Below are 20,327 nucleotides of genomic sequence, written 5' to 3'. Positions count from 1 at the left end.
TCCCGATCAGGCTCGGCCATTGGCCGGGCCTTATTCCGACCGATAAGGGAAAACCTTTTCCCAGCTAAGGATTCTTGCCGCGATGGCATCGGACGATCAGCCAGTTCCGGTCTTTCCCAAGCCCGTCACCTTGCGCGACGTGGCCGCCCGGGCCGGCGTCAGCGTCGCCACCGCCTCGAAGGCGCTCAACGGCCAGGGGCGCATGACGGCCGAGACCCGCGAGCGCATCCGCGAGACGGCGCGCAGCCTGGGATTTCGTCCCAACAGCCTGGCGCAGAGCCTGCTGAGGCGGCGCTCCTTCACCGTCGGCCTGCTCACCAACGATACCTATGGCCGTTTCTCGCTGCCGCTGATGTCGGGCATATCGGACGCCCTGGTCGATGCCGGCGTTTCGGTGTTCCTGTGCAATGTCGAGGAGGATCCGCGCCTCGGCCAGCTCCATGTCGAGGCCATGCTCGACAAGCGCGTCGACGGCATCATCGCCACCGGCAAGCGCATCGACCGCCATTTGCCGGTCGACCTGTCCAACCTGCGCGTCCCGGTGATCTATGCCTTCACCCAGCCCGATCCCGACGCTGTCGCCTTCGTCTCCGACGATGGCGGCGGGGCGCGGCTGGCGATCGAGCATTTCCGCCGGCTTGGCCGCAAGCGCATCGCCCATGTCACTGGCCCGGCGAGCTTTGCCGTGGTGCACGAACGGGCGCAGGCTTACCGCGCCGTCCTGACGGAGAACGGCCTGCCGGTGATCGAGCCGCTGCTCGGCTCCTGGTCGGAAGCCTGGGGACATGACGCCGTGGCGAAACTGTTCGATGGCAACGGCGAAAAACCGGACGCCGTCTTCTGCGGCAACGACCAGATCGCGCGCGGCGTCATCGATGCTCTGCGCGAACGCGGCCTCGGCGTGCCCAATGATGTCGGCGTCATCGGCTTCGACAATTGGGAGATCGTGGCCGAGGCGACCCGCCCGCCGCTGACCTCGGTCGACATGAACCTGGCAGCACTAGGCCGCGAGGCCGGGCTGACCCTGCTTTCCCTGGTCGGCGGCCAATCCGCCGCGCCAGGCATCAGAAAACTGCCGTGCCGGCTGGTGGTGCGTCAGTCCTGCGGCCGTCCGCCGGACGGCTGAGAAAGACGGAACGAAACGCTGCGATCGGCGGCGAGCCGCGCATCGCGGCCAATGTGGAGGAGGAGAACATGAGGACTTTGATTGCCAAACTGGCCTTGACGGCCGCCGCTCTGGGCTGCGGCCTGCAACTTGCCGCCGCCGAGACCGCCAACATCTGGGTGCGCGCCGACGGCTCGAACTTCATGCCGAGGATCGTCGACGCCTTCAACAAGGCGAACAAGGACCAGGTCAAGCTCGACATCATCCCCAATGCCGAGATCATCCCAAAATATGGCGCGGCCGCCGCCGGCGGCACGGCGCCCGACGCGCTGTCGCTCGACCTGATCTACACCCCGTCCTTCGCCGCCGCCGGCCAGCTCGAGGACATCACCGACTGGGCCAAGTCCCTGCCCTATTTCGCCAGCCTGTCGCCGGCGCATGTGAAGACCGGCACCTACAAGGACCATATTTACGGCCTGCCCTTCTCGGCCGACGCCTCGGTGCTGATCTGGAACAAGAAGCTGTTCAAGCAGGCCGGCCTCGACCCCGAGAAAGGTCCGACCAACTGGGCCGAGATCGAAGCCGACGCCGAGAAGGTCAACGCGCTTGGCGGCAACATCAAGGGCTTTTATTTCTCCGGCAATTGCGGCGGCTGCAACATCTTCACCTTCACGCCGCTGATCTGGGCCTCTGGCGGCGACATCCTGTCGGAGGACGGCTCCAAGGCGACGCTGGACAGCCCGCAGCTGCGTGGCGCCATCGATCTCTACCGCTCCATGGTCAAGAAGGACCTGGTGCCGGCGGGCGCGCAGACCGACACCGGCGCCAATTTCTTCGCCGCCTTCGCCGCCGGCAATATCGGCATCTCGCCCTCTGGCGCCTTTGCCATCGGCGCGCTCAACACGCAGTATCCCAATGTCGACTACGGCATCACCTTCCTGCCGGGCAAGGATGGCAACTGGTCGTCCTTTGCCGGCGGCGACAATTTCGTCGTCACCAAGGGCACCAAGAAGCTCGCCGTGGTGAAGGCGTTCCTGGACTTCGCCTATTCGCTCGAGGGCCAGACCATCCTCGCCAAATACGGCAGCCTGCCGGTGCGCGGCGACATCGCCAAGGACGCGCTGAAGGATCTCGATCCGCGCTACCAGATCGCCGCCGAGGCGATGGCGAAGGGCAAGACGCCCTACTCGGTGGTGTTCAACGATTTGATCAACTCCGCCAACGGCCCATGGACGCAGATGATCAACGAGGTGTTCTTCGGCGACGACGTCGATGGCGCGATCGCCAACGCCCAGGAAACCATGCAGTCGATCATCGACCAGGCGCCGCAGAAATAGGCGCCTGTCCGGCCGCTCGCCTGTCTCCCTGGGCGGGCGGCCGGAAATTGTTTTGGTTCAAATGGCAGGGCTATCGCGTTGAGAAGACTCGGTTGCATCTTCGCTTCAGAGCGTCGGAAGGTTGGTTCTCCCTTCTCCCCTTGTGGGAGAAGGTGGCCTCGCGAAGCGAGGTCGGATGAGGGGTGCTGCAGCTTGGCAACAAGTTCGAAATCGCACCTGCCTCATTGCTTGGCGCACCCCTCAACCGTCTCGGCGCTGCGCGCCGATCCACCTTCTCCCACAAGGGGAGAAGGAAGAACGAGCGCCCAGCCATGACCACCATCACAACCACCGCCCCGCCCCGCGCCCGCAAGCTCGTCGGCGCTGGGCGCCGGCAGTGGATCGGCCTGCTCTATGTCGCGCCGGCGATCGCGCTGGTCATGCTGTTCTTCGTCATCCCGCTCGGCATGACGGCGTGGATGTCGCTGCACAATTGGCCGCTGATGGGCGAGCATTCCTTCATAGGCCTCGGTAATTACTGGGCAATCCTGCGCGACACCAGGTTCTGGAACGCGCTGAGGTTCACCGGTTTCTACACGCTGGTCGTCACCATCGCGATCTTCGCCGTCGCCTTTCCGCTGGCGATCTTCATCGAGCGGCCGCGCCCGTTCACCAATGTCTACCGCACCATGTTCTTCATGCCGGCGGTGGTCGGCTTCGCCTCGGCGAGCCTGCTCTGGTCGTGGCTGCTCAACGTCGATTCCGGCCTGTTCAGCCCCGCCGCCTACGACCTCGGCCTGATCGACAGGAAGTTCAACCTGCTCGCCACCTTCCAGCCGGCCTTCTGGTCGATCATCGCCATGGTGGTGTGGAAGGTCGCCGGCTTCACCATGATCATCCTGATGACCGGCCTGCAATCGATCCCGCAGGACCTGCAGGAGGCCGCCGTCATCGACGGCGCCGGGCCGTTCGCGCGGTTCCGGGCGATCACCTTGCCGCTGATGCGCCGCACGCTGGCGCTGGCGCTGATCCTGTCGGTGGCCGGCTCGATCCTCGCCTTCGACCAGTTCTACATCATCCTGCGCGGCGGCCCGCGTAACCAGACGCTGACGGCGGTCTACTGGATCTTCAACCAGTCGTTCGTGTCGTTCAAACTCGGCTATGGCGCCGCGCTCTCCATGGTGCTGCTGGTCATCCTGGTGGCGCTCAGCCTCGTCCAGCTCTGGCTGCTGCGCAAGCCCGAGGGGCTCGACTGATGGCGCAGGCGATATCAGCCAGAGGCAAGCTCGCCGCCCGCCTCGCCAGGCACTCCACCGGCGTCATCGCCTCGGTGCTGTTCGTGGCGCCGATCGTGTGGACGGTGCTGTCGGCCTTCAAGCCGGCGCAGGAGGCGCGCCTGCCACCGCTGCCGCCCTGGCCGACCACGGGCTTCTCGCTCGAGAACTATCAAACGCTGAACAGTTTCGGCGACGGCCTGTGGGTCTCGGCGCAGAACAGCATCTATGTCTCGGTGATGACCGTCATATTGTCGGTCATCGTCAGCGTGCTCGCCGGTTACGGCTTCTCGCGGTTTCGGTTTCCGTTCAAGGACCTGTTCTTCGTCCTCATCCTGTCGACGATCATGATCCCGTTCCAGTCGATCCTGACGCCGATCTTCCTGGTGCTGACCAAGCTTGGCCTGCACAACACGCTGACCGGGCTGGTCGGCGTCTATGTGACGCTTCAATTGCCGTTCTCGATCTTCATGATGCGCAACGCCTTCGACGCGGTGCCGCGCGAGATCGAGGAGGCCGCTCGCATGGACGGCGCCGGCAACGCCACCATGCTCATAAAGGTGATGCTGCCGCTGGTCTGGCCTGGCGTCGTAACCATCGCGCTGTTTGCCTTCCTTGGCGCCTGGAACGAGTTCCTCGCTGCCCTGGTGCTGATGACCGACCAGTCCAAATTCACGCTGCCGGTGATGATGACGGCACTTCAGTCGGGCCGCTTCGGCGCCATCGACTGGGGCGCCGTGCAGGCGGGCGTCACCGTGATGATGGTGCCCTGCCTGATCCTGTTCCTGGCTTTGCAGCGCTTCTACATCCGCGGCCTGATGGCCGGGGCCGTCAAGTAATCGATCGAATGGAGTGAGTTCATGACAGCATCGCCATCCCCCCGGCCCGCCACCACAGCCAGGCCCAAGCTCGCCTTCCGCCCGCTGCCGGTGCCGCAGGTCGACGTGCGCGGCTTCTGGGGCGACCGCGCCGAGGCGGTGGCGACGCGCACCGCCGACATCCTTTACGACCGCTGCGTGGAGGCGCGCATGCTGGAGCAGATCGACCCCGACCGTCCCTCGCCCGGCATCGTCATTCCCTTCCACTCGCCGTCGCCCGACGAGGCCGCCTCCCCCGGATTCACCGGGTCGACGGTGACCACGCAGATGTTCTGGGATTCCGATCTCGGCAAGACGATCGAGACATCAGCCTATTCGCTCTACCGGCGCAAGAATCCCGAACTGGAGAAGAAGATCGACGCCGTCATCGACATGTATGGCAGACTGCAGCAGGAGGACGGCTATCTCTCCAGCTGGTACCAGCGCATCCAGCCCGGCAAGCGCTGGACCAATCTGCGCGACTGCCACGAGCTTTACTGCGCCGGCCACCTGATCGAGGGCGCGGTCGCCTACTACCAGGCGACCGGCAAGCGCAAGCTGCTCGACATCATGTGCCGCTATGCCGACCACATCGCCTCGGTACTCGGCCCCGAGCCCGGCAAGAAAAAGGGCTATTGCGGCCATGAGGAGATCGAGCTGGCGTTGGTCAAGCTGGCGCGGGTGACCGGCGAGCGGAAATACATGGAGCTGGCCAAATACTTCATCGACCAGCGTGGCCTTGAGCCGCATTATTTCGACGAAGAGGCCCGCGCTCGCGGCGCCGATCCGAAGGCCTATCATTTCAAGACCTATGAATACAGCCAGTCGCACATCCCGGTGCGCGAGCAGGACAAGGTCGTCGGCCATGCGGTGCGGGCCATGTACCTCTACTCTGGCATGGCCGACATCGCCACCGAATATGGCGACGACACGCTGCGCGTGGCGCTCGACCGGCTGTGGGACGACCTCACCACGAAAAACCTCTATATCACCGGCGGGCTCGGGCCGTCGGCGCACAATGAGGGTTTCACCAGCGACTATGACCTGCCCAACGAAACCGCCTATGCCGAGACCTGCGCCTCGGTCGGTTTGGTGTTCTGGGCCAGCCGCATGCTCGGCATGGGACCGAACGCCCGCTATGCCGACATGATGGAGCGCGCGCTCTACAATGGCTCGATCTCCGGCCTGTCGCTCGACGGCTCGCTGTTCTTCTACGAGAACCCGCTGGAAAGCCGGGGCAAGCACAACAGATGGAAATGGCACCGCTGCCCCTGCTGCCCGCCCAATATCGGGCGCATGGTCGCTTCCATCGGCAGTTATTTCTACAGCCTGTCCGACGATGCGCTGGCCGTGCACCTCTATGGCGACTCCACCGCCCGCTTCGACATAGCGGGCGTGCCGGTGACGCTGACGCAGGCGAGCCGCTATCCCTGGGACGGCGCTGTCGAGATCACGGTCGAGCCGCAGGCCGCAGTGGAGTTCACGCTGCATCTGCGGGTGCCGGGTTGGAGCTCCAGAGCGGGCCTCGCCGTCAATGGCGAGACGGTCGACATCGAGGACGTGACCAGCGACGGCTACGCCGCCATCCGGCGCAACTGGAAAAAAGGCGACCGTGTCCGGCTCGATCTCGAAATGCCGATCGAGCGGCTCTATGCCAATCCCGAGGTGCGGCAGGATGCCGGCCGCGTCGCGCTGTCGCGCGGGCCGCTGATCTACTGCGTCGAGGCGACCGACAATGACACCAGCCTGCATCGGCTGACCCTGCCGCGCACAGCCGGCATCGAGGTGCATGACGAACCGGACCTGCTCGGCGGCGTGGTGACGCTTGCAGCCACGGCGCAAGCCGATGCCGGCGACGGCTGGCAGGACGGGCTCTATCGCTCCGAACCGCCGGCCAAGGTCGAGACGCGCCTGACCGCCATCCCCTATTTCGCCTGGGACAACCGCGAGCCCGGCGAGATGCTGGTGTGGCTGCGGGACGGCTGAGGTTGGCGGCAGGGCCTCTTGCGGCTTTGTTATGTCCGGCTTGACTGGGTGGCGGCGGCAGGCAGCGGTGTTTTTGACGCCGCTTGCGCGGCGCTGCCGTCGTCGACATGCGCCCAGGCTGGCCGCTCGAACAGGAACATGCCGAAACCGATGCGCTGGACGATGAAGTAGAGGATCACCGGGCTGATGATCGACACCAGCAGCACCGCCAGGCTGAGCATGCCGGTGTCGGTCAGCAGGCCGCTTGCCAGTGCCGCGCCGCGAAACAGCGACATCGGGATGGTGAAGGCGACATAGACGACCAGTGAGTGCTCGCCCAGCCAGCGCAGCCATTCCATGGCGGGGAATTTCGACAGGAAGCCGCCAAGCACGCACAGCGCCACCGCGCCGGCGACCGCCAAGGTGAGATGCAGCGGCGGCCATGCCGCCAAGCCCATCCGCATGCCGACCGGCTGCATGGCATAGCCCGGCGAATAGACCAGCAGGCCGTTGACAACAGCCCACAGGAGCAGCCCGGCGACGGCCAGCGCCGGGCGGGCCTGCGTCCATTCGACGAGCCTGAACACCAGCGGCGCCATGACGAAGCCGACGTAGAAAAAGACGAAATAGGCCGCGAATTGTTCGACCGCGTAGCTATCGGGATGCGGCGCCCACATCTGCAGGCAGGCGGCGATCGGGATGACGATCCAGGCGGGGACCGTAAACTGGCGCAGCAGTTTCGCCGCAAGGCCGAACACCGCCAGCATGTAGATGAACCACAGGACGCCATAGGGCTGCACGACGGCCATTGCGAGGTCGTGCAGCATGCCGGCGGGGTCCCTGCTGAAGATGCCGATCTTCAGGCCGATCGAGATAATCGCCCACAGCACGTAGAAATAGAGGTAATGGACGACGCGCCGGTCGACATAGCGCCGCCATGGCCGGTCGATCACCTGCGACAGGAAAAGTCCGGAGATCAGGAAGAATTCGGGCATGCGAAACGGCGTCGCGAAGCCGATGACATAGTGGAGAAAGCCCACCCCGCCCGTGTACTCGCCGGTGTTGTAGGCCGAGTACATCATGACCACGAGGATGATCGAGAGGCCTTTGGCCGTGTCCACCCACGGCATGCGCATAGGGCTGCTGTTCATGGCGGCGAATCCAAACCCGGCCGGCCCGGCAGGCCAGCCTTCATCCGGCGCTATCTAGCACCATCAAGCTTCCCAGATCGTAAACGGGGCCGATCGCTCGCGGCGACCAAACCATTACAGCTTTGACCGTCACGCGCTATGACTATCACGCGGCAGACTACCTTCGCGCCTTCGACTTGTTCAAAGCCACGGCGGCGCGCACCAGCGCCTTGAAGGCCTCCTCGTCGATCTCCTCGCCTTGCTGGAAGTCGATGGCGCGCCGTGTGTTGCCTTCGAGACTGGAGTTGAACAGCCGCGCCGGATCGGGCAGCGCCGCACCCTTGGCGAAGGTCAGCTTGACGACGGCTTTGTAGGTCTCGCCCGTGCAGATCATGCCGGCATCCTCCCACACCGGCACGCCGCGCCATTTCCACGTCTCGGCCACGTCGGGATCGGCTTGATGAATCAGCGTGCGCAACCTGGCGAGCATCTCGCCGCGCCAGTCGCCCAATTCCTTGATCCTGCCGTCGATCAGTTCGGAGGGAGATTTGCTCGCCTGCGCTTCCGTGGTCGTCATGATGTTTCTCCTTCGAACTGACAAATAGAGCGCTTACATGCGCTCGCCAGGCAATTGGCTGGCCTGCTTCGCCCAGGCGCTGAACCGCGCTTCGTCGAACGCGTCGTCCTCGCGGATGTCGAGATAGCGCGTATCCCCGCTCTTGGACGCGCCCGGCGGCACCGGGTCCAGCGCTAGGCCGCGAAAGAAAGCCACCTTGATGTATTGCGTGAAGCAATGGATGCCGAGGAACCAGCCCTCGCCTTCGACGCCATAGAGCGGCGAGTTCCATTTGACCGCCTTGCGCACGCCGGGCACGGCGCGTTCGATGAGCGCATCGAGGCGTTGGCCGACCTCGCGCTTCCAGCCGGGCATGGCCGCGATATAGGCCTGCACCGGCGCATCGCCATGGCCCTTGGCGATCCGCGGGTTGCCGCCGGAAAGCAGCTTCGGTTCAGCCTTGGCGGCTGGTTTGGTCGATTTCGCCATCCGTTCCTATCCGTTGGCGCGCTGCGCGACGCGCGCTTTCGCGACATGGGGCAGCACGAACATATAGAGGCCGCTGAACAGCAAAAGGAAGAGCGGCGGGAGCGGCGAATAGACCACCCAGGCGGGCGGCTGCCCGAACGCCATGGTCGCGAAATTCGCGGCGACGGTGATCGTGAAAATCATCGACAGCCAGCGATGCGCCTGCCGTATCCATTTGCTCCAGTCCAATTCTGCCTCCTCTTGCACTATTCGTTGAAACCCGGCGCCTTACCAGCGCGCCAGCTCCGTGATCTGGATGAGATTGCCGCAGCCATCGTTCACCTGCGCGATGGTTGAGCCGGTCACCGCGGTCGGCGCCATGGCGAAGGCACCACCCTTCGCCTTGATGCGCTCATGATCGCCCTTGATGTCGTCGGTGAACAGCATCAGCGCCGGCTGGCCCTGCTTGAAGATCGCCTGCTGGTAGGTTTTTGCCGCCGGATTGTCGTTCAGCGCCAGCTGCAATTCGGTCCCGTCCGGCTCTTCGGCCGAGACGACCGTCAGCCAGCGAAACGGCCCATTGCTGAAATCGGCCTTCTTGGTGAAGCCGAGCACGCCGGTGTAGAAGGCGAGCGCCTTTTCCTGGTCGTCGACATAGATGCTGGTCAGTTTGATCTTCATCGCATTTCTCCATGGGTTTTGCTGGCGCGGAACCGCCCTTTGATAGTGCTGTGTGGTTTTCAGCCTGGCCGGGAACTCTCAGTCCGTTCGGGCCAGAAGCGCTTCCAGCTTCTCCAGGAATTGCGGCCATCCCATCTTGGCGCCGCCATAGGCCCGTCTCTGGTCGGGCCGGAAACCGGCCTGCTCCATGCGCAGATGGGTTCCCGTTGGAGTCGGGGTGAGCGTGAAAGTCACCACGCTCCTGAGATCGAAGGCCGGATCCTGGTGCGCCAGGTTCCAGGTATAGGACAGCGTCCTGTGCGGCTCGACGGCAAGCACCTCGCAATCGAGCACGCCGCCCCAATCGGCGCTGATGTTGAAGCGGTGGCCGACGACGGGATTGAAATCGTTCTTCATCAGCCACTCCTCGATCAGATGCGGTTGCGTCAGGGCGCGCCAGAGTTTTTCGGGCGGATGGGAAATCTGCCGCTCGACGACGACAGTGCGGGTCTCCTGGGCCCTATCGTTCACTGGTCCATCCTTTTGAGTAAATCCTCGAGGTCGTCGAACCGGCTTTCCCAGAACCCGGCCATCTCACGCGTCCAGTCCATCAGCGGCGCCAGCGCGGCAAGCTGCGCGCTGTAATGCGTCTGGCGGCCTTCATGGCGGTCGCGCACCAGCCCCGCCTGCTTGAGCACGCCCAGATGCTTCGACACCGCCGGCTGCGAGACGCCGGCCTGTATCGTCAGCGCCCGGACCGTCTGCTCCCCCTGGCGGCACAGCCGTTCGAAGATCGCCCGCCTTGTTGGGTCGGCGAGCGTCCTGAATATCATTTCATGAGCGTCCGGCATCCGAGATCGATAACCCGTTGGCTATTGGTTGACGTATAACCACAGAGATATATGTTCGTCAAGCGGAAGATTGGATGGGCGGTTAGCCGAAGCCCCCAAACTTCGTCATCCCAGGGCGAAGCAGGAGCGAAGCTCCGTCGCGGAGACCCTGGGATCCATTCCGTGACCTTGGACGTAGAGTGCAGCGGAGCAGAATTCAGCACCGTGGCGGCGCTTATGTGTCACGGCATGGATCCCTTGGGCTGCGAAGCAGCTCCAGGGGTCTGCGCCGCGTCGCTTCGCTCCTTGCTCCGCCCGTGGATGACGAAGCGGTGGGCGGATCCGCCAATCGCCAAGGCAGGCGATCGGTCAACGCGGCGTCTGGTTTCGTGCAAAACCACTAGCCGGCCGCATGCACCCGCCCGATCTCCTGCGCCACCAGCTCCTGCAGCTGCCACAGATTGCGGTCGCGTATGCCGCAGGCGTCGAGGTGGCGGATCGTCTCGAACAGATATTGCGCGCCCGAGCCCCAATGGCCGACGGCGCTCGCCAGCGTCGCGGCGACCGCCTGCTTGTCCAGTTTGCCGGCGTAGCGCGAATTGGCCGGGTCGACGACGAAGCCGAGCGCCCGGCTCATCCCGCCTTCGGTCCTCACCCGCAGCCAGCGCGGCACGTTGACGGCGGGCAGGATGGTCATTTCGCGGCGCAGCAGCGCCTCCAGATTGTCGGCAACCGGCTCGGCGATCTCGAACACCATGCCCTGGCACTGGCCGCCACGGTCGAGCGCCATCATCAGGCCGGGCTGATCGAGCGTGCCGCGAAAGCGTTGCACGGTGAAGCAGAACGACCGGTGCCAGCCCCGCGCCACCGCCCGTTCGCCGCCCTTCACCTCGCCGGCCGGCTTCCACAGCAGGGAGCCATAGGCGAACAGTTTCAGCGGCCCGGCGGGTGCCGAGGCCAGGATCTCGTCGCGAAACCGCGCATAATCCTGGTCGGTCATATAGACCATGCCTGGCGTCGGCCCGGCATCCTCGACCACGCGCATGGTGCGCGCCACCAGCGCCTCGGTGAGCGCCATCGGCGGTTTGGGTGGCGCGGGTTTGCGCGGTGCGGCGGAAATCGGCTTGTTCATTTTCGTGCCTCGGCCATGGCAGCCATGTTGCCGAAGGCTCGAAGATTCTCAAGGGCTGGCTGAACGCCAGGGCGCCAGCGTCGCGGCCAGCTTCTCTCGCCCCGTTTACGAGGAGAGATGTCCGGCAGGACAGTGAGGGGCGGCGATGACGCTGGAAGTCGGCGGATACAACGACGAATCGCCAACTTTCGCCGTCTCAAAACCTGAACCATCCGACCCAAGCGCCGGAAAGGACCCGTCTCTCCTATCACCCCGGCGCCGTGCTCACCTCGCTGCGCCGCGAGGCGGCCGGCGAGATTCCGACCGAGCGTTTGAACTCGCGGCCGAAATGGTAGACGTCGGCTGACCAACCCATCCGAGCTGATCCATGAAGCCGACGAACCGCGCCACGGCCGCATCAGGCATCACTTCCCTGCGCCATTGCCGTTTCGCGATTGCCGTATCGACATACCGGAATTCGATCTGCCCCGAATGCAACGGGCTGACCCTAAGATATGGTCCAGAAAAGGGCTCCACTTCGACCTGCTGGATGCACAGGTCGAACATGGACGTCCATCCGAACAGAACCGAGCTTAAAGAGCCATTTGCTATGAACAGGGCAAGCACCTCCACACCGCAGAATGCGGAGGCAAATGGCCCGGTTGCATCGTTTGGACTCCTGTCTCGAATGGAGCCGACGATGCTTGTCCATGAGTTCTTCATCGGCTGAAGGTCCGCGACAGCGAGTGGCTTGTCAACCGGACCGACTGGAGTGCTCGGAGACGGGCAATGCGATCGATGTCTATGCCGTCTCCATAAAAGACGTCGTCGCATCGTTGATCCAAAGACGTCCTCCACCGGGTACCGCGTGTTGTCTTCCAATATCACGGCCTGCCGGCCCCAGCCCGCTCTGCGACTGGTAGAAAGCGTATTGGACATAGCTCGGATCCCAAGGTGCGCCACTGGGATGCCCGCCATGGGCATATCGCCAGATCGCCCCCCAAACCGGCCGCCAGATTTCGGTCGTTTTGGAGAACACATCGAGCAGGATCGCGGCGCCGAGAGCTCGCCCGTCCAGGTAACTCAGTTTGAGCAAGGCATTGTACTGGCTGTCTTCGGATAGATATTGCGAATAGGCACCGCAGTGGACCGAGGTCGACGCTTCTAGATTTCCATGGCGCTGGTTCCAAAGCGACAGCGTGTACCCAAGTTCCGGAATGGGCTGGCGCGGCGCAATATCCGTCTTGTTCTGCCCCTTCAACAGCAAACCTCGCAAAACCTCCGGCGACGATGTATCGACAGGTTCGGATAGCATCGCCTGCTTAATCGACCGGCCCTTGGGCGCCCAACGGGAGAACCCGTCAGCGGCTTTCCCCAGCACGTGAAAATAAGCTGCGACTTGCGGTACCAACTCCTCGAGAGGGCGTTGACTGGCCCCCCAATACACGCAGATGTTGACCGACACGGCATCCCCTCCCCCGGCGTGGCCATCCTATTGGGGAGTTTTTCTCACGGCAACGGCCAGCTTGCCTCCAGCTACGACACCAGCGGCATCGGCACCTTCAGCCCGTCGATCAGCGCGTCGCGGAACAGCGCGATCGGACGCCCCAGCCGCCCGGCCGGCGGGCGGTGCAGCAGCCAGGCGCGCACTTGCGGCTTGAAGTCGGGGCAGTCGATCACCTCTACCGCGTCGCGCCAGCGGCTGTCGGCGAAGGCGCCCGGGGTGACGATGCCGATGCCGTGGCCACGCGCCACCAGCGACATTCGGAGGTCGACGCTGAGCGCCTCCACACCGACCTGGAACGGCAGCCTCGCGGCCTCGAAACTCTGCTTGATGAAGGCGCGAAAACCGCAGCCGTTTTCGTTCATCACCCAGGCGAAGCGCGACAGGTCGGCGAGTTTCGCCGGCTTCGGCACGCCAAGGCTGGGGGACGCGACCAGCAGCACCGATTGCGCGCCGAGATCGTCGCAGACCAGTTCGTCCGGCGGCGCCAGGCCTTCGGCAAGGCACACCGCCACCGCGTCGAGCTCGCTGCGCGCCACCTGCTCCACCAGCCTTGGCGACCAGCCCGAACTGATGCGCAGCGTCAGGTGCGGAAAGGCGGCGCGCAGGCTGTCGAGCGGCAGCGCAAGTGCTGCATCCGAGAGATAAGGCATGATGCCCAGCCGGAACTCGCCCTTGACCTCGCCTTGCGGCGAGACGCCGGCCTTCAGATCCTCAAGCGAGCGCAGCACGCGGCGGCCATGCTCATAGGCCTCGCGTCCGGAGGCGGTCGGCTTCAGCGGCTTCGACTGGCGGTCGAGAAGTGCTGTCGCCAGCCCGTCCTCGAGGTTCTGGATGCGGCGCGTGACACCCGGCTGGGTGAGGTTGAGCCTGGCCGAGGCGCCGACGATCGAGCCGGTTTCCACAACGGCGACGAAGGCTTCGAGATCATGGATGTTCATGCGCACCTCGCATAATCATTATCGAATTGATTGAATTGTAGCATGATAATGCTTTGGCATAAAGTCCTTGCACGATATGCAGCTTCATTGAGGACTTCATGCTCGATTCCAATGACGGCCAAACAGCCGGCCGGCTTCCGGTTCAAACCATCACCGGCCCGCAGACGCTGCTGTTTGCCGCCTCCACCGGCATCATCGTCACCAATCTGTTCGCGCCGCAGACACTTGTCGGGCTGATCGGCCCGTCGCTCGGCGCTGGCGCCGCGAGCGTTGGCCTTGTCGCCATGGTGACGCTGCTCGGCTATGCCGCCGGCCTGTTCTTCCTGGTGCCGATGGCCGACCTCGCCGAGAACCGCACCCTGATCCTGCGCATGCTGGTCGCGGCGGCATTGGCGGCCGGCGTGGCGGCGCTGGCGCCCACCATCGCCTCGCTGCTGATCGTCCTGTTCGTGCTCGGCGCCGCCTGTTCGGCGATCCAGATTCTGGTGCCGATCGCCGCCTCGATGGCCCCGCCCGGCGAGGCAGGCCGCGTCATCGGCGACGTGATGAGCGGGCTGATGATCGGCATCCTGCTGGCGCGGCCGTTGGCCAGCCTCGTCGCCGACGCCTGGGGCTGGCGCGCCTTCTACGGCCTCAGCGCCGCCGCCCTGACGCTGCTCGCCATCGTGCTCGCCTTCACGCTGCCGCGCCGGCGGCCGGTGGCGAAATCGTCTTATGGCAAGCTGATCGCTTCACTGTTCCATCTGCTGCACGAGGAGCCGGTGCTGCGGCGCCGCGCGCTGACGGCGGCCCTGGTGATGGCGGCGTTCAGCCTGTTCTGGACGGCGGTCGCCTTGCGCCTCGCGCAGCCACCCTTCGGCCTTGGCCAGCGCGGTATCGCGCTGTTCGCTTTGGTCGGCGCCGGCGGTGCGGTGGTCACGCCTTTGTTCGGCCGCGCCGGCGATCAGGGCTGGACGCGTTCCGCCACCATCTTCTGCCATCTCGTGCTGATCGGTGCGATGGCGCTGGCGGCCTGGGCCGGCTCCTTCTTGTCCGGAACGTCCTGGACGCCGCTCGTGCTGATGGGCATCAGCGCCGTGCTGCTCGATATCGGCGTTACCGGCGATCAGACGCTCGGCCGCCGCGCCATCAACCTGCTGCGGCCCGAGGCGCGCGGCCGCCTAAATGGCCTGTTCGTCGGCATTTTCTTCATCGGCGGCGCCATCGGCTCATTGCTGGCCGGTGTTGCCTGGGCCTGGGCCGGGTGGCCGGCGGTCTGCGCCATCGGCGGCGCCTTTGGGCTCGTCGCATTGCTCGACTGGATCGGCGGCCCGGAATGACCGCCTGCCGGAACGACATTGCCTCATAAGCGTTGTCGGCTGGGAGGAAGTCATGAACGATGCGCCGGCAACGCCCGTCGGCAGACCGCTTTCGCCAGGCGAACTGGTCACCGTTATGTCCCATTTCCATCGCGCCGAGATCGCCCGCATGGCCGGCTGGCGCGACCGCCTCGACCGCACCAGCAATTGGGCGATCACCGTTGTCGCGGCGATGCTGTCGGTGTCGCTGTCGACGGCCAGCGCCCATCACGGCGTGCTGCTGTTCGCCATGCTGCTGGTGCTGCTTTTGTTGTGGATCGAGGCGCGCCGCTACCGCTTCTTCGACGTCTACCGCGCCCGCGTGCGCCAGTTCGAGCGCCATTATTTCGCGCAGATCTTCTCGCCGCAGCCCGATTTCGCCTCCGACTGGCTGCTGGTCGTCGGCGACAGCCTGCGCACCCCAAAATTCCTGGTTTCGCAGCGCGTGGCGCTGGCGCGCCGTCTGCGCCGCAACTACGTGCACATGATGCTGATCCTGCTGCTCGCCTGGATTCTCAAACTGTCGACCCCGAGCCTCATCGATCAAGGCGTGCCGGTCGGCTTTGTCGGCACGTTGCGCGAGGCCGTCGGCGCGGCGGCGCTCGGTCCCATACCGGGCGCGGCCATCGTCGCCGTGGTTGCCCTCCTCTATGCCGGCCTGCTGGCGGCCGCCTTCCTGACGCCAGGCGACGACGGCGAACTCTCCTTCGGTAACGTCCACGTCTGACCTCGATGCCGGACGCCAACAACTCGCGACGGATGGCTGCAACGCAAACGTCGGCCGCGCGTTGTGATGGTCAGTCCGCGGCGGCGTCTTGAAGGGACCCATGATCCATCCATCGGCAACGAGGCCGCACGGTACAGCGGCCGCCCTTTCGCTGGCCATTTTCGTTCTGGCGCCGGCAAACCACGCGCTGGCCGCGCAGCCGGCCGGCCACGCCTCGGGCATCGGCGGCTCGGCGGAGGGATTATTCGTCGCCGAGATCGTACTCCTGCTTCTGGTCGGCCGTGGCCTCGGCGAAATCTTCCAGCGCTATGGCCAGCCGGCGATCATGGGCCAGCTGATCGGCGGCATCCTGCTCGGGCCGTCGCTGTTCGGCTGGATATGGCCGGACGCCCAGCATCTGATCTTCTCCACCGATCCCGCGCAGAAAAGCATGATCGATGCCGTCTCGCAGCTCGGCATCCTGCTGCTTCTCCTGCTTACCGGGATGGAGACGGATCTGCGCCTCGTGCGGCGGGTGGGCGCGGCCTGTTTTTCGATCTCGATCACCGGCGTCGTCGTGCCCTTTGTCTGCGGCTTCGCGCTGGCGCAGGTGCTGCCGGATTCCCTCCTGCCCGAGCCGGGTGAGCGCATCGTCGCCGGACTGTTCCTCGGCACCGCGCTGTCGATCTCCTCGGTCAAGATCGTCGCCATGGTGGTGCGCGAGATGAACTTCATGCGCCGCAATCTCGGTCAGGTCATCGTCTCCTCCGCCATCATCGAGGACACGATCGGCTGGCTGATCATCGCCGTCACCTTCGGCATCGCCACCAATGGCAGCCTGCAGGTGCTGCCGCTCATCATCACGGTGGTCGAAGTGGCGCTGTTCATGGTGTTTTCCTTCACCATCGGCCGCCGCCTGGTGTTCACCCTGATCCGCTGGAGCAACGACTCCTTCCGCAGCGAGTATGCTGTCGTCACCGTCATCATCATCATTATGGGCGTGATGGCGCTGATCACCAATCTGATCGGCGTCCACACCGTGCTCGGCGCCTTCGTCGCCGGCATACTGGTCGGGGAATCGCCGATCCTGTCCGACCACATAGAGGGCCAGTTGCGCGGCGTCATCACGGCGCTGTTCATGCCGGTGTTCTTCGGCATGGCCGGCTTGTCCGCAAACCTCACCGTGCTTGCCGACCCGACGCTGGCGCTGCTGACGCTGGCGCTGGTACTGATCGCCAGCATCGGCAAATTCTCGGGCGCCTTCCTCGGCGGCCGGCTGGCCGGCATGTCGCTGAGGGAGGCCATCGCCGTCGGCAGCGCCATGAACGCGCGCGGCTCGACCGAGGTCATCGTCGCCTCGATCGGCCTGTCGATGAACATCCTGTCGCACAATCTGTTCACGATGATCGTCACCATGGCCGTCATCACGACGCTCGCCATGCCGCCAATGCTGCGCTGGGCGCTCGGCCGGCTGCCGGTCGGCGATGCGGAAAAGCAGCGCGTCGAGCGCGAACTGCTCGACGAACATGGCTTCGTCTCGAAGCTGGAGCGATTGCTGCTGCTGGTCGACGACAGCCCGGTCGGCAAGTTCACCGCCTATCTCGCCGGGCTCGTCGGCGGCGGCACCGGCATGCCGACCACGCTGCTCCACCTCGAGGACGGCAAACTGCCCGGCCCTGCCCGCGACAAAGGCCCCGAGCGGGCCTCGAAACAGGTCAAGAGGGGAGCGGCCAGAAGCGCCAGGGCTGTCAGCAAGGCCGAGGACACGCCCGTCGACAAGATCCATCTCACGGCCCGCGCCGAGCTTGAAGCCACCACCGAAACGATCGCCGCCGAGGCCCGCAAGGGCTACGGCCTTCTGCTGGTTGGGCTCGACAACGCGCTGACCGGCAAAGGCACCTTCAGCGGCACGCTGAACGATATCACCAGCGGCTTCGACGGCCCGCTCTGCCTGGTGCTGAATGGCGCCAAATCCAGCGGCAAGATGCCGATGCTGCGCGCCGGCGCGACCATTCTGGTTCCCGTCAACGGCACCGAGGTCGCGCGGCGCGCGGCTGATTTCGCGCTGGCCCTGGCGCGGCCGCACCGGGCGCGCGTCAAAGTCCTTTATGTCTCGCAGGCCCGCAAGGGCAGCCGGCCAGGCTCGGTTTCGCACCGCCGCGAGGAGGCCGTGCTCAAGGATGTCGCCGATCTCGCCGACCGCTATGGCGTCGCCGTCGAGACCGCCATCAGAACGCGCGCCACGCCCGACCAGGCGATCGCCAGGGAAGCGGCCAAGGGCGCGGCGATGGTGGTGATGGGCGTCACCCAGCGGCCGGGCGAAGAGCTGTTCTTCGGCGACACGGCGACCGCCGTGCTGGCCGCCGTCGCCTGCCCTGTCGTGCTTCTGGCGAGCGATCGCGTCAGGCGAGCCGACGCCGGCGCTGAGGAGGCGACAGCCGAGACCGGCGCCTGATGTCTATGGTCCTATAGGCCGAGGAACTGCCGCCCGATCAAGTAGCCCAACGCCGCCGCGACGAGCGGGAACAGCGCCGGCGCGACCCTGCTGAACAAGGAAATGCTCGTGTCCTTGGGCGGCACATAGCGTGCATTGCCGAGATTTTTGGTCATTGCGTACCCCACGCGCACCGATAATTAGCAGATGCTTATTGATGCATGGCCGAATTAACGGGTTGTAAAGAAATTCGATCGAATAGCCGACCATTGCATGGCGCCCACAGCCTATTTGTCGCCTTGTTCGAAAGCGCCGATGCCTTGCGCGATGAGGTTGGTGGCCATGACCAGCGAAATGATCGCCGCCGAATTGAACACCACCACCCACCATTTGCCGCCGGTGAGGAAGCCGTAACCGTCGGCGATCGCCAGCCCCCAGTCGGCCGATGGCGGCTGGATGCCGAGGCCGAGGAAGCTCAGCGTCGCGATCGAGAAGAAGGCGTAGCCGAGCCGGGTGATCAGCTCGATCAGGATGGTTTCCCGGACGTTGGGCAGGATTTCCAGGAACATGATCGCCAGCCGGCCTTCGCCGGCAAGCCGGGCGGCGCTGACATAGTCGCGCTCGCGCTGTTCGCGCGCGGCGGTGCGCACGGTGCGCGCCACCAGCGGCGCATAGGCAAGGCCGATCACCGCGACGACGGTGAGGTTGGACGGGCCGATCGCCACCAGCGCCATCGTCACCAGCACGATGAAGGGCAGCGACATGACCGCGTCGAGCAGCCGCGCGCCGACGGCATCGACCAGGCCGCCGAAGGTGCCGAGCACCAGGCCGATGACGCTGCCTGAAGCAACACCCGCCAGCGTCGCCAGCGGCGCCACCAAAAGGATGTCGCGCGAGCCGACGATGATGCGCGAGAGCACGTCGCGGCCGAGCTGATCGGTGCCGAACCAGTGCACCGCGTCGGGCGGCGTCATCATCGACAGGAAATCCTCGGCATAGGGATCGAACGGCACGAACAGCGCGCCGAACAGCGCGCAGGCGACCCAGAATAGCAGCACCACCGAACCGATCGCGGTCGACGGCGCCACGTCAGGCAAGGAACCACGCAGTCGGCCGATCCAGGAGAGCCTGATGTCGCCGCGCACCGGGGATTGCGCCAGATCGGTCATGGCGCACTCCGGCGGCGCTGGCGCGGATCGAGCAGCGCCTGCAGGAGATCGCCGATCGCGGCCGTCGACACGAAGATCGCCGCCATCACCAGCACGCCGGCCTCGAGCATCGGAAAGTCGCGCGCCTTGGCGGCGGTCAGCACAAGATTGCCGAGCCCCTGTATGCCGAACAGCGCCTCGATCACCAACAGGCCGCCGAGCAGGAAGCCGCTCTGCGTGGCGATGACGGCGACCGTCGGCACCAGCGCGTTGCGCAGCACGTGCTTGAACAGCACTTGCGAGGGGCTCAAGCCTTTGAGGATGGCGGTGCGGGTGTAGTCGGCGCCACGCGCCTCGATCACCCCGGCCCTGGTCATGCGCGCGACATAGCCGATCAGATTCAGCACCAGCGGCAGCGCCGGCAGGATGAGGTAGTAGCTGGACGTCCAGAAGCTGGCCCCGTCGGGCGCAGCACCGGTGATCGGAAACCAGGCCAGCCACAGGCCGAAGACCATCAGCAACAGCAGGCCGGAGACGAAATCGGGTACGATCGAGAGCGAGACGCCGGTCAGCACGATCAGCCTGTCGGCAAGGCTCCCCGGGCGCAGGCCGGCGGCGACGCCGGCGCCGATGCCGATCGGCACGAGGAACAGCAGCACGACGCCGGCGAGTGCGGCGGAGTTCCTGATGCTCTCCAGCACGAACGGCGCCACCGGGGCGCGCATCGACAGCGAGTCGCCGAAATCCCCCGTCATCGCCCGGCTGAACCAGTGCCAGTATTGCGCAAGGATCGGCTGGTCGGTGCCGAGCTTGCGGTTGAGTTCGGCGACCGCCTGCGCATCGGCGAACGGGCCGAGCATGACGCGGCCGACATCGCCGGGCAGCACCTGCCCGGCGAGGAAGACCAGCGCGCTGACCAGCCACAGCGTCAGAAGCAGCGAACCCGCGCGCGCCGCCAGGGGCCTGACGACCGCCATCGAGGCGA

Annotated in this window: 22 protein-coding genes; 9 read left to right on the top strand and 13 right to left on the bottom strand. The window is 65.2% G+C overall.

What is annotated here, in order from left to right; all coding sequences use genetic code 11:
- The first annotated feature begins 82 nt into the window (after positions 1-82).
- The 5 genes from EN850_RS13450 (at position 83) to EN850_RS13430 (ending at position 6,538) form a co-directional block, all read left to right on the top strand.
- On the top strand, positions 83-1,126 hold the full coding sequence (locus EN850_RS13450; RefSeq protein WP_136091489.1) for a LacI family DNA-binding transcriptional regulator: 1,044 nt from the start codon (positions 83-85) through the stop codon (positions 1,124-1,126).
- 68 nt (positions 1,127-1,194) lie between these two features.
- Complete coding sequence (locus EN850_RS13445; protein ID WP_136091488.1) at positions 1,195-2,442, top strand: sugar ABC transporter substrate-binding protein; 1,248 nt, start codon at positions 1,195-1,197, stop codon at positions 2,440-2,442.
- Positions 2,443-2,753: 311 nt separating this feature from the next.
- On the top strand, positions 2,754-3,677 hold the full coding sequence (locus EN850_RS13440) for a sugar ABC transporter permease (RefSeq protein ID WP_136091698.1): 924 nt from the start codon (positions 2,754-2,756) through the stop codon (positions 3,675-3,677).
- On the top strand, positions 3,677-4,534 hold the full coding sequence (locus EN850_RS13435) for a carbohydrate ABC transporter permease (protein ID WP_136091487.1): 858 nt from the start codon (positions 3,677-3,679) through the stop codon (positions 4,532-4,534). The genes EN850_RS13440 and EN850_RS13435 overlap by 1 nt, the downstream gene beginning before the upstream one ends.
- Positions 4,535-4,555: 21 nt before the next feature.
- Positions 4,556-6,538 (top strand): glycoside hydrolase family 127 protein, encoded by a 1,983-nt coding sequence (locus EN850_RS13430; protein ID WP_136091486.1) that lies wholly within the window; start codon positions 4,556-4,558, stop codon positions 6,536-6,538.
- A gap of 29 nt (positions 6,539-6,567) precedes the next feature.
- Here EN850_RS13430 and EN850_RS13425 read toward each other — a convergent pair whose 3' ends face one another.
- The 8 genes from EN850_RS13425 to EN850_RS13390 form a co-directional block, all read right to left on the bottom strand.
- Positions 6,568-7,668 (bottom strand): acyltransferase family protein, encoded by a 1,101-nt coding sequence (locus EN850_RS13425; RefSeq protein WP_135867370.1) that lies wholly within the window; start codon positions 7,666-7,668, stop codon positions 6,568-6,570.
- Positions 7,669-7,825: 157 nt separating this feature from the next.
- Positions 7,826-8,224, bottom strand: coding sequence for a DUF1801 domain-containing protein (locus EN850_RS13420; protein WP_136091485.1), 399 nt, complete (start codon positions 8,222-8,224; stop codon positions 7,826-7,828).
- A gap of 33 nt (positions 8,225-8,257) precedes the next feature.
- Positions 8,258-8,692 carry a DUF1801 domain-containing protein gene (locus tag EN850_RS13415; RefSeq protein WP_136091484.1) on the bottom strand — a complete coding sequence of 145 codons (435 nt, stop codon included), beginning with the start codon at positions 8,690-8,692 and terminating at the stop codon, positions 8,258-8,260.
- Between the two features lie 6 nt (positions 8,693-8,698).
- The gene (locus tag EN850_RS13410; RefSeq protein WP_135930457.1) at positions 8,699-8,920 is read right to left on the bottom strand and encodes a hypothetical protein; all 222 of its coding nucleotides are present in this window, start codon (positions 8,918-8,920) and stop codon (positions 8,699-8,701) included.
- Positions 8,921-8,959: 39 nt separating this feature from the next.
- Positions 8,960-9,352 (bottom strand): VOC family protein, encoded by a 393-nt coding sequence (locus EN850_RS13405; protein ID WP_136091483.1) that lies wholly within the window; start codon positions 9,350-9,352, stop codon positions 8,960-8,962.
- A gap of 78 nt (positions 9,353-9,430) precedes the next feature.
- Positions 9,431-9,862: an SRPBCC domain-containing protein gene (locus tag EN850_RS13400; protein WP_136091482.1), complete on the bottom strand. Its 432-nt coding sequence runs from the start codon at positions 9,860-9,862 to the stop codon at positions 9,431-9,433.
- Positions 9,859-10,182, bottom strand: a complete 324-nt coding sequence (locus EN850_RS13395; protein ID WP_136091481.1) for a metalloregulator ArsR/SmtB family transcription factor — start codon at positions 10,180-10,182, stop codon at positions 9,859-9,861. Before EN850_RS13395 ends, EN850_RS13400 begins: the two co-directional genes overlap by 4 nt.
- A 379-nt stretch (positions 10,183-10,561) precedes the next feature.
- The gene (locus EN850_RS13390) at positions 10,562-11,293 is read right to left on the bottom strand and encodes a gamma-glutamylcyclotransferase (protein ID WP_136091480.1); all 732 of its coding nucleotides are present in this window, start codon (positions 11,291-11,293) and stop codon (positions 10,562-10,564) included.
- 367 nt (positions 11,294-11,660) lie between these two features.
- Between EN850_RS13390 and EN850_RS13380 the strand changes: the two genes are divergently transcribed.
- Complete coding sequence (locus EN850_RS13380) at positions 11,661-12,002, top strand: hypothetical protein (protein ID WP_136091479.1); 342 nt, start codon at positions 11,661-11,663, stop codon at positions 12,000-12,002.
- Positions 12,003-12,074: 72 nt separating this feature from the next.
- Here EN850_RS13380 and EN850_RS13375 read toward each other — a convergent pair whose 3' ends face one another.
- Both EN850_RS13375 and EN850_RS13370 read right to left on the bottom strand, forming a co-directional pair.
- Positions 12,075-12,737 (bottom strand): Imm52 family immunity protein, encoded by a 663-nt coding sequence (locus tag EN850_RS13375; RefSeq protein WP_136091478.1) that lies wholly within the window; start codon positions 12,735-12,737, stop codon positions 12,075-12,077.
- A gap of 71 nt (positions 12,738-12,808) precedes the next feature.
- Entirely contained in the window at positions 12,809-13,717 is a 909-nt protein-coding gene (locus EN850_RS13370; RefSeq protein WP_136091477.1) for a LysR family transcriptional regulator, read from the bottom strand.
- A 98-nt stretch (positions 13,718-13,815) separates the two neighbouring features.
- Between EN850_RS13370 and EN850_RS13365 the strand changes: the two genes are divergently transcribed.
- The 3 genes from EN850_RS13365 (at position 13,816) to EN850_RS13355 (ending at position 18,215) form a co-directional block, all read left to right on the top strand.
- Entirely contained in the window at positions 13,816-15,036 is a 1,221-nt protein-coding gene (locus tag EN850_RS13365) for an MFS transporter (RefSeq protein WP_136091476.1), read from the top strand.
- Between the two features lie 52 nt (positions 15,037-15,088).
- Positions 15,089-15,781: a DUF2270 domain-containing protein gene (locus EN850_RS13360; RefSeq protein WP_136091475.1), complete on the top strand. Its 693-nt coding sequence runs from the start codon at positions 15,089-15,091 to the stop codon at positions 15,779-15,781.
- A gap of 100 nt (positions 15,782-15,881) precedes the next feature.
- Entirely contained in the window at positions 15,882-18,215 is a 2,334-nt protein-coding gene (locus tag EN850_RS13355; protein ID WP_246689197.1) for a cation:proton antiporter, read from the top strand.
- A gap of 11 nt (positions 18,216-18,226) precedes the next feature.
- On the opposite strand, the gene EN850_RS36340 is transcribed toward EN850_RS13355, so the two are convergent.
- The 3 genes from EN850_RS36340 to EN850_RS13345 form a co-directional block, all read right to left on the bottom strand.
- On the bottom strand, positions 18,227-18,370 hold the full coding sequence (locus EN850_RS36340; protein ID WP_167531334.1) for a hypothetical protein: 144 nt from the start codon (positions 18,368-18,370) through the stop codon (positions 18,227-18,229).
- A 111-nt stretch (positions 18,371-18,481) separates the two neighbouring features.
- A complete protein-coding gene (locus tag EN850_RS13350; protein WP_136091474.1) occupies positions 18,482-19,363 on the bottom strand; it encodes an ABC transporter permease in 882 nt (293 codons plus the stop codon).
- Complete coding sequence (locus EN850_RS13345; protein WP_136091696.1) at positions 19,360-20,319, bottom strand: ABC transporter permease; 960 nt, start codon at positions 20,317-20,319, stop codon at positions 19,360-19,362. Before EN850_RS13345 ends, EN850_RS13350 begins: the two co-directional genes overlap by 4 nt.
- Positions 20,320-20,327: the final 8 nt, after the last annotated feature.

Source organism: Mesorhizobium sp. M8A.F.Ca.ET.207.01.1.1 (assembly GCF_004794715.1).
Lineage (GTDB): Bacteria > Pseudomonadota > Alphaproteobacteria > Rhizobiales > Rhizobiaceae > Mesorhizobium.
This window is presented reverse-complemented; position numbering and strand designations above follow the sequence as displayed.